The sequence below is a fragment of the Rossellomorea sp. GCM10028870 genome, assembly GCF_042666755.1.
In the GTDB taxonomy this organism is placed as follows: Bacteria; Bacillota; Bacilli; order Bacillales; family Bacillaceae_B; genus Rossellomorea.
The window spans coordinates 49,058-71,909 of the sequence record NZ_JBHTGN010000007.1 but is presented as its reverse complement, the minus strand read 5'-3'; the positions used below and the strand labels follow the sequence as shown (position 1 = coordinate 71,909).

The following is a 22,852-nucleotide window of genomic DNA, read 5'->3' as shown; positions in this document are numbered from 1 at the left end:
AATAGATGAAAACCGGTTGTGTCCCTCTGGGGCCGACCGGTTTTTTTATGCTATTAGGTGTTATTTCTTATAATCTCCTGTATGAGGGATGAATACATTCACCTTTACTTCAAGAGAATCCTTTGAAAGATCATTAATCGTCGCAACATCCCATCGCTTATGGTGAAAGCGATACGTGTTCCTTGTTAAATTATAGATGTCGATCTTTTTCTCAAGTGCTTTTGCATACGTTTTCATGATTTGTTTTTTGATTTTTTTCTCCAGGTGTTTTTCAATCGTTCTTACCTCTAATCCTTCAACATTCTGATCTAACGTACTTTCAACATCGATTTCAACACTGTATACCGGCTTATCCTTTCCTTTTAACCTGATTTTCGCTTTAGGTTTAACAATTTGAACACTTACTTTTAATTTTTTCAGGGGGACATATATTTTATTGGTTTCCGGGTTGAACCATTTCAGGCCTTCCAAATCGCCTTTCGTAAACTTTCCTTTAAACTTTTCTTCAGAGAATACATATAATCCATCGATAGCCGTTAATTTCTTTTCTTTTTCTTCCTGCCAATTTTCTTTATGGATATAAATAGAAGGAATGTAGGAAGCCCCTACTGGCTCATAAAAATCACCTATGAAATCATGAAATGGTACTACAGGAAGAAAGGAATTTTCCTTTATCACTGTTAACGGTCTATGTAATATGGAATAAAGAGGAGGTTGCCCAAAGAAACTTTCTGCTGCAAAGATATCTTGGATACTTTCTTTTGTTCCATACATCCACGTTGTGTAGCGTAAAAAAGAATTTCTTCCCATAAAATCCAGAATCGTGTTCAACCATTTTTCCATCGCTTTCTCACTTATGACAAGCGTATTGATTTGTCCGTAATGAAGAGGTACAGCCGTGGTCTGCTCGATATCGTTAAACGCTTCTTCTATTGAGGATCCTTTCCCTCTGCCGATCAGAATGGGCGCTGCTGTAGGCTCTCCTCCTTCTTTCTTGGCAATATTCGCAAAGCTGAGTGCCTGGAAGTAGACGATGATCTGCTCATCTTCTACATCAAATCCGATTGAAGTGATATAAGCCTGATCCTGAATTTCCTTGGAACCTAAACAGCCCGTGAGTAGTAAACAACACAGAACCAGTAGGTGCAATGGAATGACTGATCGCCTTACCATTTTACGACTCCTTCCGATCTTGGTCGGTTGGTGAATACCCCGAGTTCCGTTTCTTTGTGAGTGAGCTTGGCAATTTGATATATCCTTTAAAGTAATCACCCATTGTAGGCTTTGCAAAGGTGGTCAGGAAGGGTTGTCCAAAGCTTTCTGTACTGACGAGAGCGATCAAGAAGATAAACCCGCATAAAAAGAATCCATATAAGCCCAATAAAGAGGAGATGAATAAATTTGTAAACCGTAAAATCAGAATATTTCCCGTCAAGCTTTGATTCATTAGTGTATAACTTGAAATGATGGTAATCGCCGCGACAACCAGCATCGTGGGAGAGGTGAATCCTCCTCTGATGGCAGCATCCCCTACAATGAGTCCTCCCAACACGGCAACCGTCTGACCGACTGCTTTCGGAAGGCGTACACCGGCTTCCTTGAACAATTCAAATAGGATGAGCATAAGAGTCAATTCCATCCCGGTTGAAAGGGGGAGTCCTGTTCTGGACACCGTAATAGTGGCTAATAAAGGGTAAGGGATTTGCTCCAGCTGATGAGTCGTAACCGCAACCCAGAAGCCAGGTAGAAAAATGGTCGTTGCGAAAGCGAGGAATCTCAATATCCTTTCAATACTCACATAGAAGAAGCTGGTGTGGGCATCTTCCGGTGAGTTCAGCATCAATCCCAAGTTAGCAGGACCTATTAAGCAAGTCGGGTTCCCATCTACAAGAATGGCGAATCTCCCCTGGTTTAAAGACTCCACTACATAATCGGGCCTCCCCACGTATTGAGCCAATGGAACGATAGAAAACGTATTGTCGTATAAATACTCTTCTAATTCGTAACTACTGACAATAACATCAGTATCAATGGATTTCAGTCGGCTTTTTACGTCCTTAAGAATGTCAGGGTTCATGATATCGTCTATATATAGAAGCATAACATCTGTTTGACTCCGTCTCCCGATGGATATTTTGAGACTCTTTAATGAGCTGGTCTTTAACCGATGCCTGATGAGGGTCATATTATCACCAACGTCTTCAACGAACCCATCCCTGGGCCCTCTAATTGAAACTTCAGTGTTTGATTCTTCCGGTGAACGTTTGGCGAGCTTGCTGGCAGAGAAAAAGAGTACATGATGATCATGAGGAGTCACGATCATGATATCCCCGGAGAATATCCTCTGCTCAGCTTGCCTTTGAATATCTATGTCCTGATCAGGACTTGAAACATTGATGAAATCGGAAAATTGGTTCGCCTTCAGTGAACCGTTTGAATGGAGGAGTCTTTGGACTTCAGGAATGATCCACTTGTACAAGGTATTTTGATCAGCCATATTGGGGGAATAGACATAAATCAACTCAATATCATTTCCGTCCCTCACAACTTTTTTTTCGGAAACCAAAATATCCGAGCTATCTTTAAAAGGTAGCAAATCAATGGACCTTCCATGATTCTCTTTCATGATTTTTTCCCTCCTATCTTTACTAATATCCCCAGTACACCGATGCATAGAATTAATAGAACAAGACTATAGGGTAAAAAATAGGTATACAAAAAATTAAAAAAGGAAGCTTCATTCCAAGGTATAAGAGCTCCTATAAACAATACCCCATATAAGATCAGGATTTTAAGGAACCGTTTATTTTCAGTGGTAAATAAAAGTTTTTCAGTGATGTAGACACTGATGCTGATCCGTACAAATGCCCCGGATAGCCATTGGAGGATGGATAGGGAATCTAATCGGGTTATATACTCTCCAAGGGTCAATAATCGCCACTGTTCATAGGCTGGATTCTTCATCTTCATGGATTCTTCTATCCCAAACTCGGAAATTGCCCCGGTAACTGGTCCCAACGTGAGAAATGCAAGTATAATACCCAGACCAATCAGCCATTTCTTTTTGATTTCCCCCGTCACGACGAAAGGAACAAGAAACAAAAAAACGGCGAGTTCAAAAATTCCGGCACCTACATAAATCATTCCTAATAATGCATCTGACATTCCATTTTCGAAAATGGGGAAGAGTCGGGAGTAGTCTTTATTCTTCATGTTACCTGAAGCCACAAAAAACCCTAAAAAGGTGACAACAGGGAGACAGATAAAAGCAATCATTCCAATGGTCCTGACCCCTTTGTACGTCCCATAAAGGGTGGTGACCGCAATGCTGGTCAAGATAACCCAGAAAGGGACTTCGAAGGTATAATTCGTCAGGCTCCAGTTCGCCGTGTAATTAAGAGTGACAAAGGCACTCCCCATAAAATAGAGGCTTAATAAATAACCGATCATATTCGAGAGCTTTTTACCGAAATGAATGCGAATGAATTGGATGGGATCTTGATTTCCGAGCTTTTTATAAATGTAATACAATAAAAGTATCCAAAGGAAAAGAGGAGGTACGGATAATAATACACTTATCCATGAATCACGTTTCCCGGCACTTAAAAGGCTGGGAAGAATGAGTACATGTACCATCAATCCGGATGAAAGAATAATGATTGAGAAGATATGAATGAGATAGATCGATCGTTTATTCATAGAATTTATCACCATTTGGTAGTTTGCCATTTGGGGTGGGGATTATGCACAGAATAGGTATCTCGATAGGTAAGTAGTGAGAAAATAGGAAACTCCAGGCACTTTCCTTTACCCAACCATCCAAAACCCTTATAATCATACAAATAGATTCATGTTCTCTTCGTGCACCAGCGAATAAAGAGTAACCTGCTGCTTCCGCAGTCCAGGTTACTTTTTTATTGGGAAGGGTACGATAATAGAGAATGAAAAACGGTTTGAAAGTAAGGGTATGATGATAAATGAAACAGTTACATAGACAGTATGTATGGCTGGGGAGGTTCCTTGCATCAGACCCGGGCCGGAAGAGATTTCAGCAGGCAGGTAAGGCAACGATCAGCTTAATATCGGCCGTATTTACGATGCTATTTTTATTAAAACTATTTAATCACTCAGCGATTACACCGGCCATTGTGTCAGGGATGGTGGGGATGCTCGGGATTTTCGTCGTCATGGATGACACAACGGCTAAAAAGAAGTTCACGACCCCGTTGATCGGTGTGGCGGTAGCGGTTGGAATCACATTAGGCTCCGCCTTTGCCCATTATAGTCTCGTGGTGAATACTCTACTGGTAGGAGCGATATTCAGCGCTTTTTACTTCTCCCGCTTTGCCATCCGGTATTTTTCCATGGGAATGGCAGGATTTATGTCGATTTATATTTCGTCGATTCTGCAGCTTGATGTGGCGCATCTATCATGGTTTTATATTGGGATTGTGATTGGTGTCATGTACGCTTTTCTTTATAATTTCATTATCTTTAAAGGTTCGGTTCATGTCTTACGAAGAAGCATGCGTTCGTTTCATATTCAATCAAATTTGACGTTTACGATTTTAATGAAGATGATAGAGGATCCGGATACGAGTAGTAAACGTAGGAAGCTTCTCGATCGAAATGTTCGAAGGCTGAATGAATATGCAAGAATCGTAGCCAGTGATATCAATGAGAATGATTTGAAGAAGCTTTGGCCAGGTATCGAGCCTTCGCAATTGCGTCTATATGTTTTTGATACAGAGATGTTGATTCAGACGTTAACCGATTCTTTGAAGCGGCTCAAGGAGTTGGATGCCTTAGAGGTTAAGGAGCTTAGACGCCTGTTGGTTTGGGTTCTTCGTTCGCTCCGTGATGCCGAGGTACTGGCTCAGGATTATGATCCCCGTTCACTTGAAGAAGCGGAAAAAGCCATCCAGGCCCTTCGTTTTCTGTTATCAGAGATGTTGAATCAAGAAGTAAAGCCTAAGGGCTGGGTGTACCTTCTAAGGCGTATTGAGTCCATTGCCAATCATGTCCTGGAAGCAGCCATCACCATTCAAGAATCACTGAAAGTCTCAGAAAGCAAGGAAACGAACATAGAGAATAAGGACGAGTCTGAAGATGAGGGAAAAGAGAATAAGCCTGAAGAAGAGACTAAGAGTTTAAAACCGTCTACACGTAAGGCGATTCAAGCTCTTGTAGCAGGTACACTAGCTATTATCGTTGGGGAGCTGATTGCTCCTGCACAGCCCTACTGGGTGCTGTTAACGACCTTTATTATTCAAATTGGTACAGAGTCAGTAGGAAGAACCTACATGAAAGCCTTTCAGCGATCGGTCGGAACGGTGATCGGAGCAATACTTGGATTCGGAGCGGCAAAACTCGTTTCAGGAAATTCTGAGCTTGAAGTTTTTCTTCTGTTTGTCGTTCTGTTCCTGGCATTCTATCTCTTCACGGTTTCTTATACTCTAATGAGCTTGTTCATTACAATGCTCATTGCGTTTATGTATGACCTGCTGCTAGGCGGAATCAGCATGCAGCTGATGGGGGCACGGGTCATTGATACAATTGCTGGAGCGCTGATTGCCCTGACTGTCTCGGCATTTGTATTTCCAAAGAAAACGAAGGACAAGGTGGCAGACGCCTTTGATGATTTTCTTGAAGAGCTTGGAGGCTATGTTTCTTCCTATATAAAAACCTTTACGAATATTGATGAAAAACCATTAACAGATCAAGCCTTTGATCTCGATCAGAAGCTTCAGAGTATAAAGGATGAAGCACAATCGCTTCTGCAACGACCTGGATCCATGACACGATCGGGGATCGGCCGTTGGATCACAGTGGTGACAGCCACCAACTACTATGCGAAGCATCTGCTTGCTTCATCCCATAGAAAAGTACCATCAAAGGTTTCCGATGAACTAAATAGCGTTTTTAAGCAGACAGAAGAGAAAATCACTCATAACATCGAAACATTACGTGAGCTGCTAAAAGAAAAAGAGAACGCACAAGTTCTTTGGAGTATAAGTGTGGAAAGGGAAAAGATCGAAACCCTGGCACCAAGCAGACTGAAGTCACAGATGGATCTGATTCATCACCTCTACTATGTGTGGAAAATCAATCAATCGATTGTGGCACTTGGAGAGGAATTGGGCGCGGAAGTGAAGGAAACTCAAACAAAAGGGTAAAGCGAATTCGCTTTACCCTTTTGTTTATTGCGCTTATTCCACCTGTCGGGATAGTCGTTTTAGATAACTTCTTGTCAGAAATTGTTTTAACCCTACACTCTTCGGGAAAACCATACCATCTATACATTTTTATAATGGTGAGGTGGAGCAAATGGCGAAAAGCTTATTACTGATAAAAGAAGATATGAAAAACCCTGATCTTGTTCCCCAATGGGTGATAGAAGAATATAAGAACTTTCACGAGGTAGTAACTGATCGAACGTTTCCTTGTTACTTCGGTATGACCGGAGAGAAAAAAGGAGAGCTTCGGTATTCGTATATAAGTCACGATAATTGGGAGCATCTTCCCGAAACGATTCAAGAGTTTATCGACTTGTTCGATGTACCAGAAGGTGAGCGGCTGATTCGTCACGGATTCTTTTTGTTTGTGGAACCAGAGGATGAGGAGAGGTCCGTCCCTCATTATCGTGAGTATTTCTGGAAGATTCTGCAGTTTCTTCATGATGAGGATGAGGAGGCTTGGCCTGAGGATTATCCGGAGGATCCGGATCATCATTTGTGGGCGTTTTCGTTTGCCGGGGAGCCGTTTTTCGTGTTTGGGAATGCTCCTGCTTATAAGCAGCGAAAGACGAGAGACCTTGGAAATAGCTTGGTATTAGGCTTTCAGCCGAGAAGGATCTTTGAAGGGTTGGAAGGAACGTCAAAGGGTGGCATTATGTCCCGTGAGAAAGTAAGGGAGCGGGTCGAGAAGTGGGACGGCTTACCGAAGCACCCGAATATCAGCCATTACGGGGATCCTGAACACCGTGAGTGGAAGCAATACTTCATTGGAGACGATGTGGTACCGATCGAGGGCAAATGCCCTTTTCACCATAAATAAGAGAAAGAGTGTCAGGTCGCGGCCTGACACTCTTTTTCTTAATAGATATCGACATTCCCACTGGAAACGGAAACATTGATGTTGTATTTACCAGACCCTGCCACACCTGAAATGTCTCCATTGTCTACCTTCTGATTCTTTAATGGGAGGTTGCAGGAGATATCTCCGCTGCTTGCTTTTCCGTTCAGCTTAAAGCTCGCGTCTTCAGGTAAATCCAGGTTGACACCTCCAGAACTTACATCAAAATTCAGGTCTCCCTTTAGAGTGTCCATCGAGACCGTTAATTCACCAGATGATAAGTCACCTTCCAGAGGACCTTCGTAGTTCGACAATTCTACATCCCCGGAGCTGATGTCTACATTACCTTCTTTTGTGGAGAGAGCATTCACGACCAAGTCTCCGGAAGAACCATCATGTTCGAATACATTCGTCTCAAGATTTTCGAGAATCATGTTTCCGGAACCCATCTCCACGGATAACTCATCGAGCTTCATTCGATTCTTTTCGGATTCTCCGGCAAATTGCAGGTTACCGGAGCCAATATTGATTTCGAGGCTTCGATCATACTCTTTTGGAATGTATACGGTTACGTTCGATTTGCGGTTGAATGCTACCCATTCATACCATTTATGCTTTACAGCCACTTCAATGGTGTCACCTTTTTCAGCTAAAGTCAGTGTTCCTTTTCCTTTGATATCAACTTTGACTTCATTCTGGTCTGTAGGAATGACTTCTGTGTCGCTGCCTTCCATTTTAAGATCGATGTGATCGATTCTGTCCGTTACCCCGATGCGTTCTCCTGACTGACTTTCTTTAGCAAATAACGATGTATTGTCATTCAGGATGACGTATAGCGTTCCAAGTGCAAGCAGTGCAATGATCACGGCAAAAGCATTTTTCATTAAAATCCCTCGCTTTGGTTTGTTTTTCCATTTTATAGTATTATTTTAATGCAGCTGCCGGTTCATCACAATGAGCCATAGGATTATTTTTGAATCAGACCAGAGGCCGAGTTCGGTGTGGGCTAATGAATAGAAAAGACCGATCACAGGTGACCGGTCTTAGCCTTTATTTCGCGATGAACATCTGCGTCCAATAAATCCCCTGACTGGGATCCTTCGCTGTTCCCACGCCAATATGAGTGACTTGTTTATTTAAAATATTTTTGCGGTGTCCGGGACTGTTCATCCAAGCGTTAACGACAGATTCAGGTGTTTTTTGTCCAACGGCAATGTTTTCTGCTGCCGTGGAGTAATCCACCCCGAAATTCTCCATCATTTCAAAAGGAGATCCGTACGTAGGAGACGTATGAGAGAAATAGTCATTTTCCTTCATGTCCTCTGATTTCATCTCCGCCACATTCGCTAACTCTCCATCCATCTTCAGGGCATTAAGTCCATTTTTCTTGCGTTCCTGGTTGGTCAAATCCACTACTTGCTTCATAAATCCATTTGCATCTGAAGTCTGTGTATCCTGCTTAGGCTGCTGTTCCGTGGGTGGTTCGGGCTGACCCGTATTCGGTTCTTGTGCAGGCTGATTCGGCTGCCCGGCTTCTTCATTTCCAGGCGTATTTTCCTCACCTGGATCTAAGTGTGTAAATTCGCGTAAGTCTCCATTTGGATCGATCGGAGCCATGAAACGGTGAAGGGGAGTTTGGTTTCCTTGCATCCCATCCATTCTATCTCGTCCATTGTTTCCATAGGAAACCGGATCGTAATTCACGTTCTGTGTATCCATCAGGTTATCGTTTGTATCGTTAGTGTTACAGGCAGTCATCAGCATAAACGGGATGACGGCACAGACTGTTATCGAAAGAAAGCGTTTTTTCATGTTTGATCCTCCAATATTGTTGATTACCTTTTATAACAGGCATTAACAGTCTTTAATATGTACTCCCGCCTTCATTTTTACCCTGTAAAAAATAGGGTTTACTTCTGTGTTTTAAAAGGGTTTTGAGCTCTTGCCCCGAATAATTACTGATAAGGAAGAAGGAGGTTTTTCATTAATGGAACGGAAACGATTTCGGGAGATCGGAGGTAGTATCGGCTCGTATACATGTGGGGAAAATAACAGTATTACCGATATTGAGGGAGTGAAGGTTGGGCATAAAACCCTTCACTATGAGCATGACGGTACCGTGGTAAGGACGGGTGTTACGGCGGTATTACCTCATGAAGGCAATCTGTTTCGAGAAAAGATATTTGCTGCCAGCTATGTAATCAATGGCTTTGGAAAAACAGTCGGGACGATTCAAATGGAGGAGCTGGGTGTCCTTGAGAGCCCGATTCTCTTGACGAATACTCTTTCCGTTGGGGATGTGTTAAAAGGGACCGTTCAATATATGCTGGGCGAAACACCTGAAATCGGCGACACAACAGGGACAGTAAATGTCGTTGTGGGAGAATGCAATGATGGTTATCTCAATGATATCCGGGGCCTTCATGTAAAGCCTGAAGATGCCAGGGAAGCCATTCTTCATGCACAATCCGGACCTGTTGAAGAAGGGTGTGTAGGAGCGGGAACCGGGATGCTTTGTTTAGGATATAAAGGAGGTATAGGGACGAGCTCCAGGGAGTATGCATTTGGAGATGAAAAGTATAAAGTGGGAGCACTCGTATTAACGAATTTCGGCCACAGAAAAGATTTAATGGTTCCCACCCTTCACACCGGGGAGGATATGGATATACCCGATGGATCCATCATGATCATCTTAGCTACCGATGCACCTCTCAATGAAAGGCAGCTTAAACGATTGGCCAAACGTGCTTCATTCGGTCTTTCAAGAACGGGTTCGTATGCAGCACATGGAAGTGGTGATGTTGTTCTTGCTTTCTCTACTGCTCACCGGATTCCACATCAGCCCGACAATGATAACACGATTCTTTACTCTTTCATTAAAGAAGACGGACCGATCATATCCACCCTATTTGAAATGACCGTGGATAGCGTAGAAGAAGCCATTTGGAACTCTCTTTGTAAAGCAGAAACCACAACGGGCAGGAATGATCGGAAGGTGGAAGCCATACCTTTAGATTTGTTTAAGGGTAGGCTATAAATAAAAGCTAAACATTCTATTATATTTAACCCTCAAGTAAATGGGGTATACCAATACTTATAAGTACTGACTATTTGGTTAAAGGAAGTGAAAATCATGAAGTATACGCCTATGCCGCCTTCCTTTTTCGAACAACCCACTTTGGAGCTTGCAAAGTCCCTGTTGGGATGTGTATTAATGAAAGAGACGGAGGAGGGAACTGCATCAGGTTACATTGTGGAAACGGAAGCCTATTTAGGGCCTGAGGATCGAGCGGCTCACAGTTATGGAAACAGGCGTACGAAGCGGACGGAAGTCATGTTTCATGAAGCAGGCCGGATATATACATATGTTATGCATACCCATTGTTTAGTGAATGTAGTGAGCGGTGAACGAGAGAAGCCTGAAGCGATTCTCATTAGAGCCGTTGAACCACTTGAAGGGTTGGGGCTTATGGAAAGAAGAAGGCCGGGTCATATAAAGAAAAATTGGACAAATGGTCCAGGAAAGCTGACGAAAGCGTTAGGCATCACAATGGAGGACTACGGAGGGAGCTATTTAGAACCGCCTCTCATCATCTCAAGAGGATACCAGCCAGAAAACATTGTAGAAGGAAAACGAATAGGAATTGAAAACACTGGAGAAGCGAGGGATTATCCATGGAGGTTTTGGGTTAAAGACAATCCGTATGTATCAAGATGAGTGTTTTTTTAAGAATTTTCTAATATTCATTGAAAACACACCCCATAAGTACTACGTTTGTGGTATATTTTTCTTATAAGACTAATTTCATTGAATACAGACAATTCGAATGGGAGCTTTGAACCTAAATGATAGATGGGCGCTTACATTTAGGGGAGCTAGTAGCGCAACCGACCACATACGAACGTAGGAATACGTTTTTGTGTGGTTTTTTTATAAGGCTTTTTTACATTTAGACATCTTCTATAAAAATAAACAGAGAGTATAGGGGTCCTATGAACATCTTTACTATTTTTCAAAACGATTATATTTATCATGATTTTCAGCCCTTATATGAAATGGGCAAGCATCAATCCCTCTATGCATATGAGGGCCTGTTACGAAACAAGTATAACGAAAACCCTGAAAGTGTCTTTCAGTCTGCCATGAAAGCGAATATCTTATATAAGCTTGATACCTTATCCATTTCAAAAGCTCTTGAAAGCTTTTCAGAGAATGGATTGAAGAACTGTAAGTTATTTCTTAATATTTATATTACGACGATTCTTCACCCAAGCTTTCATACCTATTTTTATGACCTCATGAAGAAGCATCCTGAAATTAAGGGGCGTCTTGTACTTGAGATTAATGAGTCGAGTGCGGAGGAACTCTGGCAGAATCCATTATTAAAAGAGTCACTCAAAGAACTTAAGCAATATGGAGTATGGTATGCGATTGATGACTTTGGTCAAGGGACATCCTCCATCAAGAAATCCATTGAATATGAACCGGAAATCATTAAGCTGGATCGCTATTTTGCTCTAAATCTGGCTCAAGATGATAAGAAACAACGATTCCTGTCCTTTTTTAATCAATTTTACGGTAAGGATACGTTAATTGTGTTAGAAGGAATTGAAACCAAACAGGATATGAAAGTGGCAGAGGAAATTGGGATTACAATAGGACAAGGCTTTTATCTGGGAAGGCCAAGTCGACTATTAGCTTAAATGGAATGGTGACTCTGAAGTGTGGGAGTTACCTTTTTTCGTGGAAACCTACAGTGGTTTTGTCGGAATTGAAATAAAATTGAAAATATTTAACATTTCCATTAAACTGAGGAAAAAGAGAAAAAAAGGGGATCAAAGTATGAGGCTTCTCACATTTCCGCTGAAATTTATGTTCTATTATATTCTCGGGTTGATTGGTATTTTAGCCGTGAGTATCGCACCTGAAGTATTTAAGGAGAGGGGTCTGTATAATTTTGTCGGATTCTTTGAAGAGTTCATTAAATTTGTTTTTGTATTTTTGGACCGTGAAAATTGGAGCTATTCCTATAAAGGGATAACCGTCGATTTTCTGGACATGCTTTGGGGACCTTATCTGTATTCTTTGCAGATTATCGGCGGAGCATTGGGTTTGGGCCTGGGAATAGCATTCATCCTTACACTATTCACAGTGTTTTTGCCCCGATGGGTTACGTCTTCTCTAAAGAAAGTATTAAACCTATTTGAGACGGTACCTGACTTAATGTTTGCGTTTATGCTCCAGCTTCTCATTGTGTATGGTATAAAGCATTTCGGCTTCGAATTAATGAAATTTACAGAGTTTGGGGATGAAAAGATCTTTCTTGCTCCTATCATCACATTATCGATTATTCCCATGATCTCTTTCTTTCGTATTCTTCTTTTTATTATGGAAGAAGAGATGCTTAAGCCACATATAGAGTTTGCCCAAAGTAAGGGAATGTCAAAAGGCAGGATCCTCTTTGCCCACGTACTGAAAAATATTTCTCCAAGCCTGTTTTATCATGGAAAGCTGATTATTTGGGGGATGCTGTCGAGCTTATTTATCATTGAAACGATTTTCAATATGAGAGGAATCACGTATTATATCGTCCAGGACTTCAGACCGATGGTCATAGCCATCTCGCTGATGATGATTTACACACCTTTTTTTGTTGTGTATCAAGGTGTATATCTATGGATTAATCGGGAGGGAAGCGTCGATCATTCCAAATATAAAAGGGATAAAACGAGGTGGAATGAATGGAAGATATGGGGCTGGCTTTCTACGATTAGACGGCTTTGGTGGCAGCATATGCATAATGGGAAGTTTGCCATCGGCTTTAGTGTCATCTTTCTCTTGATTGTTATCAGTTTCCTTTATCCAGTCATGAAAGAAGAGCCGATTAAACAAATTCAGTTTATGAAGAACGATGAGGGACGAATCATCAGTGCACCTCCTCATAAACCATTTGGAGAGATGATCTTAGGCTCCGATTTCTTCGGGTATAGCATCCTCGATCAACTGATTGTCGGGGCAAAGTATACCCTCCTATTTGCACTGGTTGTCGCTTCCCTAAGGGTGATTGGTGGATTCTATCTAGGTATTGCCTATCATTTTCATTTAAAAGAAAACAGGAAAAACTGGCTTGATCGAATGGTTGATTCCATTCATTTCCTGCCTTTAAGTCTCATTGCGTATCTTCTATTAAGACCTGTGCTTTGGGGATTGCCCGTTTTGGGATGGGAACACTCCATTTTTGAAAGACTCGTTTTTGAAGCTGTCGTCTTGACGATTCTTGTGCTGCCGTTAACGACAGTTTTAATAGGGAATGAACTGAAGTTATTAGGAAAACAGGATTTTGTCCTGTCGGCGAAGCTCTTAGGGGGAAGTAATCGGCATTTGCTGTGGACGCACCTATTCCCACATCTGGCACCACGACTATTCATTATATGGGGACAGCAATTTATCCAAACGCTTCTCATCCTTGTGCACCTGGGATTGTTTCATCTGTTCCTGGGTGGAACGATCATTACAGGAGGACTGGTACCCGATCCTCCGAAATCAGGGACATTTGAATGGTCAGGTCTGATCAGTTCCACTAAAGATTCCCTGATGACCGGAAAGTACTGGATTGTCATTGCTCCGTTAGCAGCCTTTATGATTGCCATCATCGCCATGCAGTTGATTGTACAAGGTGTGAAGGAAATCCAGCAAACAAAGGTGGGGGTACTGGTGAACAACACTCCAATTAAGAATAAACATGAGCTGGTCAAGAACAAAACCTACCGTCCAGTGGTGGAAGACTTCCATTTGGTTCGGCAACAATCCTTTAAGGGATAGAGAGGGAGATAGAGAGTGAGTAGAAAGAGTCCTAAATTACCACTAACCGATGAGGAAAGATCGGCACTTCGTAAAGAGAAAATCAGACTGGGAGACATCTTCGAACTGTCTCCCGATGTGTTAAGTGAAAAACTAAACATCTCTATGGCTAGAGCCCGGTACTTAGTAGGCATGTCCATTTTCCAACGAATTCCGTCGATCGGACCGAATATGGCGCATAATGTGGTTAAAGATCTTGGATTTCATTCATACGAAGACATTAAGAATGAAAAAGGGGAAGACCTCATTATAGAGCTGGAAAAGAAGTACGGCGTCTGGATGGACCCGTGCGTGGAAGACTCCCTCAGGTGCGTCGTCCACCACGCAAACAATCCAAACTCCACCAAAAACTGGTGGGACTTCACCACCCAAAGAAAAAACTACCGCCAAACCCACGGTTACCCCAGTGACCGTCCAACCAAAGCCTGGGATGAGGGACTGGGATGAGGGACGGACCTCATAAACTAAAAAGGCAGGAAGCAAAGAATCAGCTTCCTGTCTTAATTTATATGCGTTCTCTTCAGGGACGGACCTCTCTTTCGTATATACTCCTCAAAATGGACATGATAAGGGAAAAGGAGTGATGAAAGATGAGAGTCCTATTCATCTGTTTTCTATTGCCGTTCTTTTTTCATGCGTCATCTTCTGCAAGAAACATTCTGCCCCTTCCAGCCCATCACAATGAACTCGCAATCGTTATTGATGATTTAGGAAACGACATGAAGGGAACAGAAGAAATCCTGAAATTACCCGTCACCTTGACGATTGCAGTTATGCCCTTTCTGCCCACAACAAGGCAAGATGCGGAGAAGGCACATGGGCTTGGCCATGAGGTCATCGTCCATCTACCCATGGAACCGATGTCAGGGAAAGCAAGTTGGCTTGGGCCAGGGGCAATCACCACTTCACTTTCAAATGACGAGATCCGGAAAAGAGTAGAAAAGGCGATTGAAGAGGTTCCCTATGCAGTAGGCGTCAATCACCATATGGGTTCAAAAGCCACAGCTGATGAGAGGGTCATGAGGATCGTTTTAGAGGTATGCAAGGAAAAGGGTTTATTTTATTTGGATAGTAAAACAACAGGAAAGAGCGTCATTCCCAAGCTTGCGAAAGAATTGGACGTTCCCTATCTTGAAAATGAATTATTCTTTGATGATGTCTATACCGTCCAGCATATCGGAAAGCAAGCCAAGCTCCTTTCTAAAGAATTGGACAGTGACACTTCCACCATTGCCATAGGTCATGTCGGGGTCACAGGAATCAAGGTCGCAACCATGCTTGAAGAGTTTCTTCCACTTTATGAGAAAAAAGCATCCATTGTACCACTGTCAGATTTAATACCTGAATATCATTTGATTGATGAGAGCATGCCTTGATGGTGTGCTCTTTCTTTGTAAATCTTCTGTTAAACCAATGCTTATTTATTTGATATAAGAAGACCCTCCCTTATAATCAGAAGGTAAGAAGGAGATGATTCGATATGGATTATGCAATTGTAACGGGAGCAACAAGAGGCTTAGGTGAATCGATCGCCAAGCTATTTATTGAAAAAGGCATAGGGTTGATCAATGTTTCCAGATCAAATAACGAAAGACTGCAAAAGCTTGCCGGGGAAAAAGAGGTATCGTATGACTTCTTTCCATGCGATCTTGCACAATCAGGAGAAACAGAAGCGGTCTTCCGTGAAGTGGGGACGAAGGTATTCGGATATCAACCGGACAGAGTCTATGTTGTCCATAATGCCGGTGTGGTGACACCAATCAATCGGTCTGGTGAAGTAGAAAACCAAGCTCTCGAAACGAGTGTGCATGTGAATTTACTTTCTCCCATGATCTCTACCAATGAGATGATAAAAGCAGCACGGGGTTCTGACTCGAAGATGATCATGATCAATATCAGCTCAGGAGCAGGAAGTCGCCCTGTTTACGGATGGAGCACGTACTGCGCAACCAAAGCCGGTGTGAACATGCTGACAGAAACCATAAGCTTAGAGCTTTCTAAAAAGCATAGCCGCCATCAAGCGATTGCCTTCAGCCCGGGTGTGATGAATACGGATATGCAAGGAGAAATCCGTTCATCCTCTAAAGAAGCCTTTGTCGATGTAGAAGCCTTTCAGCGATATAAAGAGGAAGGCATGCTTCGTGAAACAGATACGGTGGCAGATGCACTGGTCAAGCTTGTGACAGAAAGCGAACTTGAAAGTGGTAAGCTTTATCATGTAAATGATTTATTATAAAAAGAAAGCAGATTCCTGGAAGGGGATCTGCTTTTTGAATTTTGGGCTGTAAACAATAATGATTAGCGGTATTCACAATTTGGCACAATAAACTGCAAAAGTGGCACAATTTTGGATGAGAGTGGCACAAGTTTCCTCGAAAGTGGCACAACAAAAATATCCACGGCCCTACAATTAAGGTTTAAAAGGCAAAATCGGGGGTTTTTATGGGAATGTGCTGATGAAGTGGAAAATTTTTAACCAACAACACAAAAAAGTCCAAGTTTGAATAAAAATCAAAGAAGATTTGCCGAAATGATTTAATTCGTCTCCTATATTTGTTATTTTCGTTCATCAACCTACCGTGATAACTCTCTTTTCGCAAAAAAGAGACAAACCCCAAAGGATTTGTCTCTCTACTCTCATTTATTAAGATCGCACCGGGTTTGCGTCAGGTGCTGTTTTGCGTGTGAATTTTGGTAGTGCAAATCGAATGGCAATAATGCCGCAAACAGCAATTAAGATCGGGTAGAAGGCATATGGGATAATGCTGACCGGTGATATGCCTGCCACTTCAGCCACTAACAGAGCCTGCGCTCCGTATGGAATTAACCCTTGAACGGAACAAGAGAAAATATCAAGGATACTGGCTGATTTACGGGCGTCAACTCCATAGTTTTCACTAATTGTTTTAGCAAGGGGGCCGGCAATGATGATCGAAATCGTGTTGTTTGCTGTGCAAAGATTAGTAGAACTCACTAATCCTGCTGTAGCAAGCTGTGCTCCCTGAGGAGACTTGATTTTGCGGGTGGCGTGATAAAGTAAAGCCTGAATCCCGCCGTTATGACGGATTAGTTCAACAACCCCGCCAATCAGTACAGAAAGGATTACAATCTCTGCCATGCCAGTCATCCCATCGGCTACACTCCCGAAATAACTTGCCGGGGTAAAGCTTCCATCAATGAATCCAATAATTCCGGCTAAAACAATTCCGCCTAACAATACAACAAACACATTTAGTCCTGCAAGAGCACCGATGATCACTCCAAGGTAAGGCAGGATTTTAATCCAATTAAAGCTTTCCGCTCCGACAGTCGATTGATTCCCCATAGTAAGAACAAGAAGAATCACCATTGTGATGATTGCCGCAGGTAATACAATGAAAAAGTTGACTTTAAATTTATCCTTCATTTCCGTTTTCTGTGTACGAACGGCTGCGATTGTCGTATCAGAAATAAATGATAAGTTATCTCCGAACATCGCTCCTCCAATGACTGTTGCCATGGCAAGCGGCATGGAAATATCTGTTCCTGAACTAATCCCGACACCGATTGGCGCGAGTGCTGCGATCGTCCCCATGGATGTTCCCATCGATAACGAAATGAAAGCAGCGATAATGAATAATCCTACAATAATCAAGTTACCAGGCAGCACGGAAAGGGCAAAGTTTACGGTAGAATCAACAGCTCCCATCTTTTCAGCTACTCCTGAAAAAGCTCCTGCTAAAAGGAAGATAAAGACCATGATCATGATATCAGGATGACCGGCTCCTTTAGCGAAACGCTCAATCTTAGCCGTTAACGTCTCTTTCCGGTTCATCAACAGACCTACAACGGATGCAATGATAATTGATACTAATACAGGAAAAGCATAAAAGTCTCCAGAAATGATGCCTGCTCCAAGGAACAGAGAAACAAATATAATTAAAGGCAGTAATGCCAAAAAATTTCCTTTTTCTTGATTCATTCCTAACACTCCTTTGTCATTGTTCAATTTCGTAAAATACAAAAAACCTCTTCAAAAATAAGAAGAGGTTTCAATAGAACGAAACACTCCTCTTATCTTTCAAGCTTTACGCTTGCTGGATGTGGCACAGCACTCAAAGCCTGAGTCCGCTGCCGAGACATCGCAGGGCCAGTCCCTCCGTCTCTCTGGATAAGAAGATATGTTATTTAGTTGATTTAAAATATACTTCCATACTTTAAAGGGTTTACTCAAAAAAGTCAAACGGGAATTTTTGAAACAAAAGCGGAGGCGGCTCGCTCAGGCCCGACAAGCATAAGACGAGAACGCCGGAAAGGCGCCTTTTGCCTTTATGGTGTTATTGGCTTATGACCTCGAGGGACTAGCCGCCTTAGCTGGCCGAAACAAAAGCGGAGGCGGCTCGCTCAGGCCCGACAAGCATAAGACGAGAACGCCGGAAAGGCGCCTTTTGCCTTTATGGCGTTATTGGCTTATGACCTCGAGGGGCTAGCCGCCGTAGCTGGAAGAAACATTCAAAGCTCTAAAAATGCATGACTTTATCCATAATAAGGTATAAACTCATAGACAATTGAACGTTCAAGGTCTACTATAAGGAAGACAAAAAACATCTGGGGGATACGGTAGTGGAAAGAACTGTACGAAATCAAATTTTCACCTTACAAGGATTTTATTTATTAACGTTCTTCGGTGTTGGTAGTTTATATCCCTTACTCAGTGTGTATTTGAGTGAAAGCGTTGGATTAAACGGATATCAGATTGGAACGATCATGTCTGTAGGTCCGATCATGATGATTTTCTTCCAGCCGATTTGGGGAATGGTGAGTGACACGACCAATCGTCCCACCTTGGTTCTTGGTTTAACCTCTTTAGTGGCTGGGATCTTTGCACTCGGTTATTTGTTTATGGACTTTTACTATGGTCTGCTTATCGTGGCCATTTTAGTTGCAATCTTTCAAAGTGCAATCATTCCGGTTTCCGATAGTATTAGCTTGAAGTATACAAGTAAAGTCCGGTATAACTACGGAAATATCCGTCTGTTCGGTTCATTGGGCTTCGGGATTGCTGTCTTTATAATGGGGAAACTTTCGGAAGGTTTCATCGGACCCACCATCATCTTTTACTCTTTCTTTATCTGTCTGGTACTTTCAGGATTCCTTTCCTTTCGGTTTCCTAAGGAGAGAGCGGCAGCAAAGCTTGATTTAAAAGCAGGGATGAAAGAATTATTTACAATGAAGAAATTCCTCATTTTCTTAGCTGTAACCTTCTTAGTATTCGGTCCAAACCTGGCCAATAATGTTTACTTCGGCTTATTTGTTGAGGATTCTGGGGGGACGTATGCCGGAATAGGTCTTGCGTTTTTAATCGCCGTTTTATCAGAAGTGCCCTTTATGAGGATTGCCGGGGGATGGATTGATAAGTTCGGACTATTAACGGTGGCTGCGTTAGCAGGTGCTGCGTCCATGCTCCGCTGGCTCTTTTACTTTACGGAACCTAGTCTTTGGCTGGTCTATTCATCGGCTGTGATGCAAGGACTTGCCATTGGGTTATTCATTCCGGCGGGCTTACGTTACATTAAAGAAATCACGCCTTCCCACATTACAGCAACAGCCGTTACGGTATATTCAGCAATCGGAAACGGACTGGGGAATTGGTTCAGTACCTTTGTTGGCGGTTTTATCTATGAAACGTACTCCATTTACACGGTGTACTTATTCTTCGCAGTCCTATCCCTATTAGGTATTTTCCTTTGCTTCGTTCTCATGAAAGAAGAAAAGAAGAATGCACTTGCATATTAATATGTTATTTCAAGGCGTCTAATGAGAGTCTCTCTCCTAGATGCCTTTTTTATTTGTTAGAAAATTTAAATAAATTAAAATAAAGGAAGGATTTACCTATGTCTGCGTGTAATAGTATATAGAAGCAGAAAATTTTGTGGGTGATGACATAATGAGGATCACAGGGGTTTTCATAATAGGAATTTTCCTTTTACTTACAGCATGCACACCTGAGCAGACATATCAAAAAGACCGATCAAACAAGACAGAACTCACGATTAAACCTTATAAATTAAATGCAAAAGAAAAAGAGCTGATTATGTTCACCGGGATTCAGGATATTCAATATTTTGAGTTAGACGGAAGTCTTGGAGAAGAGGATGATCTGCAAAAAACGATTGAGGTATATGAAAATGGCAAACAAGTGGAGAACGAGCCTTTTTCTTCTAATCAAATGGAGCACCTATTCAAGCATTCTCTCTTATCCTTTGGATTTACTTCAGATGATGAGGAAAAGTTAAAGTTTATACATGGCAGTGAAGGTGGAACGTTTACCATGATGAATGATTTCGTTTCTGGTGGTTATACCTTTGCTAGTCTTCTTTCAACAAAAACCACTTTAGAAAAAGGGCAGCCCATATATTTGTATGCGATTGCCGGAACGCAAGATGGTCAAATTTCAGGGTTATCCCTTGATGAAAATGGTAAGCCTTCAGGAGGAATCTTGGAAGCAGACAAAGCGTATGTATTCAAAGTCACGGTAACCGACCGGGAGGCTTTGCAATCAACAGAATAAAAAACCTGAAAAACGAAACGGCAGAGAACATCATTCTTCAAAAAAGTAACATTAAAAGGTTTTGATCATCTTGAATTGTGGTACAAGTAGGATAAGATATTCAAAAGCAATCTCATAAATGCATCAATTCATATACGACAATTGTAAAACACCAATAAAAATAGCGTCTAATCTATAGAAAAGGGGATTTTAAAATGGAGAATACATTCGTCTACTCAAAAGATAATGCTAACCTTGGAGATACCGTGCAATTTAAAAGAAAGAAGAATGTCATCAATGGTGTGGTGACCACTCTTAGAGAAAATACGGTCATCGTCAAAATGGATAAAAATGTGGCAAAAAAGCTGGATTTACCAGATGATCAAACCGTAGTGGCACATAAAAACTATGTCGTCATTGAAAGAGCTGAAAATGATTCACAACCTGTATTTGTATATGATGGGTGGAATAGCGCATTAAAAGCCTAAACTTCATCTGCAAAGAAAAAGATCCTAACACGCCTAGACCAGTAGCATGGCTAAAGACGTATTAGGATCTTTTTTATTTTAATTTGCTGTTTACATATTCCTCAACCATTCCAGTGGTGACAAGCTTTCTCTGCGGCACGACACCTTGACGGGCAAGGGCGTTGATTTCATTGGTCACCTGATTAATCTTATCCGTTGTAAACGGTTGTTCAGCCAAACACAGCTCAACAGCTTCGTCGATCGCTTTTTCTCTACGCTCATCTAATATCATAAACTGTTGTACCAATTGATTTTGTTTACTTGAATGCTTTGTAATGTCTTTGTGTACACTCATGATTTCATCCCTCTCTGATTTGACGCATTATACCCTCTATTATGCCTTCTTCAACGTACTCATGGCAATGTCCAAATACCACTTCTATAAGATTGGGGAAAGGAGCCTTGAAACCGATTCTTTCACTTTGATCTTTATAGGTCTTTCGTTATACTCCTTGAGCGTCAATTCCCTACTATTATCAATATCCTTGCAAAACACAACGCTCAATTTTTCAGAAAGTGCCTGGTCATATAAAAAGGCATTAACCTCAAAGTTCAGGCGAAAGCTCCGTACATCGATATTGGCTGTACCGACAGAAGAAATGGTGTCATCCACTACAATGGTTTTGGCATGTATGAAGCCATTATCATAAATATAAATCCTCACTCCTGCCTTCAGTAATTCCCCGATATAGGAATAAGTCGCCCAATAGACAAATAAATGGTCAGGCTTGTTTGGAATCATAATGCGTACATCCACCCCCGTAAGCGCGGCAATCCTTAATGAATCCAACAGGCTCACGTCCGGGATGAAATAAGGGGTTTGAATATAAATGGACTTCTTCGCTGAAGAAATCATCTTAATATATCCATTTTTTATCTGCTCCCATTCAGAGTCAGGACCGCATGTCACAATTTGGACACCGGCATGACCGGTAAAGGAAGACTGTGGAAAGTATCGTAAATCATAGGCAATCTTCTTCGAACGGCTGGCTTGATTCCAATCAAGAATAAACCGGGTTTGCATGGCAAGTGAAGAGCTCCCGACAATCCGCAAGTGAGTATCCCGCCAATAACCGAACTTAGGATTCAAGCCCAGATATTCATCCCCAATGTTAAAACCGCCTACGTACCCGATCTTCCCATCGATAATCACGAGCTTTCGATGGTTACGATAGTTTAGTCGGAGATTGATAAAGGGAATTTTCGAAGGGAAAAACACAGCCACTTCCCCGCCTGCAGCGAGAAGTTCTTTAAAGAAGCTTCTTCTTGTCCGCCGGGAGCCCATTTCATCATATAAAACCCGGATCTTAACGCCTTGTTTTGCTTTTTCAGTAAGTTTCTCCAGGATGCGCTTACCTAAGTGATCTTTCTTAAAGATATAATACTGAAGATGAATATGATCCTGTGCTGCTTCCATGTCTTCTAATAAGGATTCAAATTTGTCCTCCCCATGGGTGAACATTTGTACTTCGTTATCCTGAGTCAAAAGAGCTTCATTATTCAGGAGATGCATATAAATAAGGTCCTGATAATGAGCGGACGTCTCATTTATAAAAGGGAAGCGGTGTTCTTTCAGAGAATGTATTTGCTTTTGAATTAAATCATCAATGCCGATTTTCTTCATATCTTCCCAGTCGAATAATCGCTTTCTGCTTAAGTTCTGACCGAAGATTAAATAGAGAATAAAGCCGAGAAGGGGAATGAAAAACAGAACCATAAGCCAGGCCCATGTCGCACCGGCATCTTTTCGTTCGAGGAAAATGATGACGCCCGCGAGGACCAGGTTAAGAACAAATAAAACCCCTAGAAGAGTAGATAGGATACTCATAATATGTAAGGCTCCTTTAACTAGCTTTCTAT

20 protein-coding genes and 2 riboswitches are annotated in these 22,852 nt (G+C 41.9%); of the genes, 12 read left to right on the top strand and 8 right to left on the bottom strand.

Annotated features, from left to right (window positions below):
- Positions 1-60: 60 nt before the first annotated feature.
- From ACFQWC_RS22085 to ACFQWC_RS22075, 3 genes are read right to left on the bottom strand one after another with little or no spacing between them, the layout of a single operon-like run.
- Positions 61-1,173, bottom strand: coding sequence for a Ger(x)C family spore germination protein (locus tag ACFQWC_RS22085; protein ID WP_377109103.1), 1,113 nt, complete (start codon positions 1,171-1,173; stop codon positions 61-63).
- A 1-nt stretch (position 1,174) separates the two neighbouring features.
- Complete coding sequence (locus ACFQWC_RS22080) at positions 1,175-2,626, bottom strand: spore germination protein (RefSeq protein ID WP_377109101.1); 1,452 nt, start codon at positions 2,624-2,626, stop codon at positions 1,175-1,177.
- Positions 2,623-3,699, bottom strand: coding sequence for a GerAB/ArcD/ProY family transporter (locus ACFQWC_RS22075; RefSeq protein WP_377109100.1), 1,077 nt, complete (start codon positions 3,697-3,699; stop codon positions 2,623-2,625). The genes ACFQWC_RS22080 and ACFQWC_RS22075 overlap by 4 nt, the downstream gene beginning before the upstream one ends.
- 278 nt (positions 3,700-3,977) lie before the next feature.
- Between ACFQWC_RS22075 and ACFQWC_RS22070 the strand changes: the two genes are divergently transcribed.
- Both ACFQWC_RS22070 and ACFQWC_RS22065 read left to right on the top strand, forming a co-directional pair.
- Positions 3,978-6,176: an FUSC family protein gene (locus ACFQWC_RS22070; RefSeq protein WP_377109099.1), complete on the top strand. Its 2,199-nt coding sequence runs from the start codon at positions 3,978-3,980 to the stop codon at positions 6,174-6,176.
- 151 nt (positions 6,177-6,327) lie between these two features.
- On the top strand, positions 6,328-7,056 hold the full coding sequence (locus tag ACFQWC_RS22065) for a YqcI/YcgG family protein (protein ID WP_299746940.1): 729 nt from the start codon (positions 6,328-6,330) through the stop codon (positions 7,054-7,056).
- 38 nt (positions 7,057-7,094) lie between these two features.
- Here ACFQWC_RS22065 and liaG read toward each other — a convergent pair whose 3' ends face one another.
- Positions 7,095-7,958 (bottom strand): LiaG family protein, encoded by an 864-nt coding sequence (gene liaG, locus ACFQWC_RS22060; RefSeq protein WP_377109098.1) that lies wholly within the window; start codon positions 7,956-7,958, stop codon positions 7,095-7,097.
- A 166-nt stretch (positions 7,959-8,124) separates the two neighbouring features.
- Positions 8,125-8,886: a CAP domain-containing protein gene (locus tag ACFQWC_RS22055; RefSeq protein WP_299746934.1), complete on the bottom strand. Its 762-nt coding sequence runs from the start codon at positions 8,884-8,886 to the stop codon at positions 8,125-8,127.
- Between the two features lie 175 nt (positions 8,887-9,061).
- Between ACFQWC_RS22055 and ACFQWC_RS22050 the strand changes: the two genes are divergently transcribed.
- From ACFQWC_RS22050 to ACFQWC_RS22020, 7 genes are all read left to right on the top strand, one after another.
- On the top strand, positions 9,062-10,111 hold the full coding sequence (locus tag ACFQWC_RS22050; RefSeq protein ID WP_299746931.1) for a DmpA family aminopeptidase: 1,050 nt from the start codon (positions 9,062-9,064) through the stop codon (positions 10,109-10,111).
- Positions 10,112-10,207: 96 nt separating this feature from the next.
- A complete protein-coding gene (locus ACFQWC_RS22045; RefSeq protein WP_299746928.1) occupies positions 10,208-10,792 on the top strand; it encodes a DNA-3-methyladenine glycosylase in 585 nt (194 codons plus the stop codon).
- Between the two features lie 104 nt (positions 10,793-10,896).
- Positions 10,897-10,977, top strand: a riboswitch (cyclic di-GMP riboswitch).
- A 90-nt stretch (positions 10,978-11,067) separates the two neighbouring features.
- Positions 11,068-11,778, top strand: coding sequence for an EAL domain-containing protein (locus tag ACFQWC_RS22040; RefSeq protein WP_299746925.1), 711 nt, complete (start codon positions 11,068-11,070; stop codon positions 11,776-11,778).
- 139 nt (positions 11,779-11,917) lie between these two features.
- Positions 11,918-13,897 (top strand): ABC transporter permease subunit, encoded by a 1,980-nt coding sequence (locus ACFQWC_RS22035; RefSeq protein WP_341357240.1) that lies wholly within the window; start codon positions 11,918-11,920, stop codon positions 13,895-13,897.
- Between the two features lie 15 nt (positions 13,898-13,912).
- Positions 13,913-14,383 carry a helix-hairpin-helix domain-containing protein gene (locus tag ACFQWC_RS22030; RefSeq protein WP_377109096.1) on the top strand — a complete coding sequence of 157 codons (471 nt, stop codon included), beginning with the start codon at positions 13,913-13,915 and terminating at the stop codon, positions 14,381-14,383.
- A 143-nt stretch (positions 14,384-14,526) separates the two neighbouring features.
- Positions 14,527-15,312 carry a divergent polysaccharide deacetylase family protein gene (locus ACFQWC_RS22025; RefSeq protein ID WP_299746916.1) on the top strand — a complete coding sequence of 262 codons (786 nt, stop codon included), beginning with the start codon at positions 14,527-14,529 and terminating at the stop codon, positions 15,310-15,312.
- A 104-nt stretch (positions 15,313-15,416) separates the two neighbouring features.
- Complete coding sequence (locus tag ACFQWC_RS22020; protein ID WP_299746913.1) at positions 15,417-16,172, top strand: (S)-benzoin forming benzil reductase; 756 nt, start codon at positions 15,417-15,419, stop codon at positions 16,170-16,172.
- Positions 16,173-16,580: 408 nt separating this feature from the next.
- Here the strand turns inward: ACFQWC_RS22020 and ACFQWC_RS22015 are convergent, their stop codons facing one another.
- Positions 16,581-17,897 (bottom strand): Na+/H+ antiporter NhaC family protein, encoded by a 1,317-nt coding sequence (locus tag ACFQWC_RS22015; RefSeq protein ID WP_377109094.1) that lies wholly within the window; start codon positions 17,895-17,897, stop codon positions 16,581-16,583.
- A gap of 89 nt (positions 17,898-17,986) precedes the next feature.
- A riboswitch (SAM riboswitch) is annotated at positions 17,987-18,093 on the bottom strand.
- Positions 18,094-18,538: 445 nt separating this feature from the next.
- On the opposite strand from ACFQWC_RS22015, the gene ACFQWC_RS22010 reads away from it, so the two are divergent.
- The 3 genes from ACFQWC_RS22010 (at position 18,539) to ACFQWC_RS22000 (ending at position 20,953) form a co-directional block, all read left to right on the top strand.
- Entirely contained in the window at positions 18,539-19,711 is a 1,173-nt protein-coding gene (locus ACFQWC_RS22010) for an MFS transporter (protein WP_377109092.1), read from the top strand.
- A 151-nt stretch (positions 19,712-19,862) separates the two neighbouring features.
- Positions 19,863-20,486: a hypothetical protein gene (locus tag ACFQWC_RS22005; protein WP_299746745.1), complete on the top strand. Its 624-nt coding sequence runs from the start codon at positions 19,863-19,865 to the stop codon at positions 20,484-20,486.
- 194 nt (positions 20,487-20,680) lie between these two features.
- On the top strand, positions 20,681-20,953 hold the full coding sequence (locus ACFQWC_RS22000) for a DUF2187 family protein (protein WP_299746742.1): 273 nt from the start codon (positions 20,681-20,683) through the stop codon (positions 20,951-20,953).
- A gap of 73 nt (positions 20,954-21,026) precedes the next feature.
- Here ACFQWC_RS22000 and ACFQWC_RS21995 read toward each other — a convergent pair whose 3' ends face one another.
- Both ACFQWC_RS21995 and cls read right to left on the bottom strand, forming a co-directional pair.
- Positions 21,027-21,287 carry a YpbS family protein gene (locus ACFQWC_RS21995; RefSeq protein WP_299746740.1) on the bottom strand — a complete coding sequence of 87 codons (261 nt, stop codon included), beginning with the start codon at positions 21,285-21,287 and terminating at the stop codon, positions 21,027-21,029.
- Positions 21,288-21,371: 84 nt separating this feature from the next.
- Complete coding sequence (gene cls, locus ACFQWC_RS21990; RefSeq protein ID WP_377109089.1) at positions 21,372-22,820, bottom strand: cardiolipin synthase; 1,449 nt, start codon at positions 22,818-22,820, stop codon at positions 21,372-21,374.
- Positions 22,821-22,852: the final 32 nt, after the last annotated feature.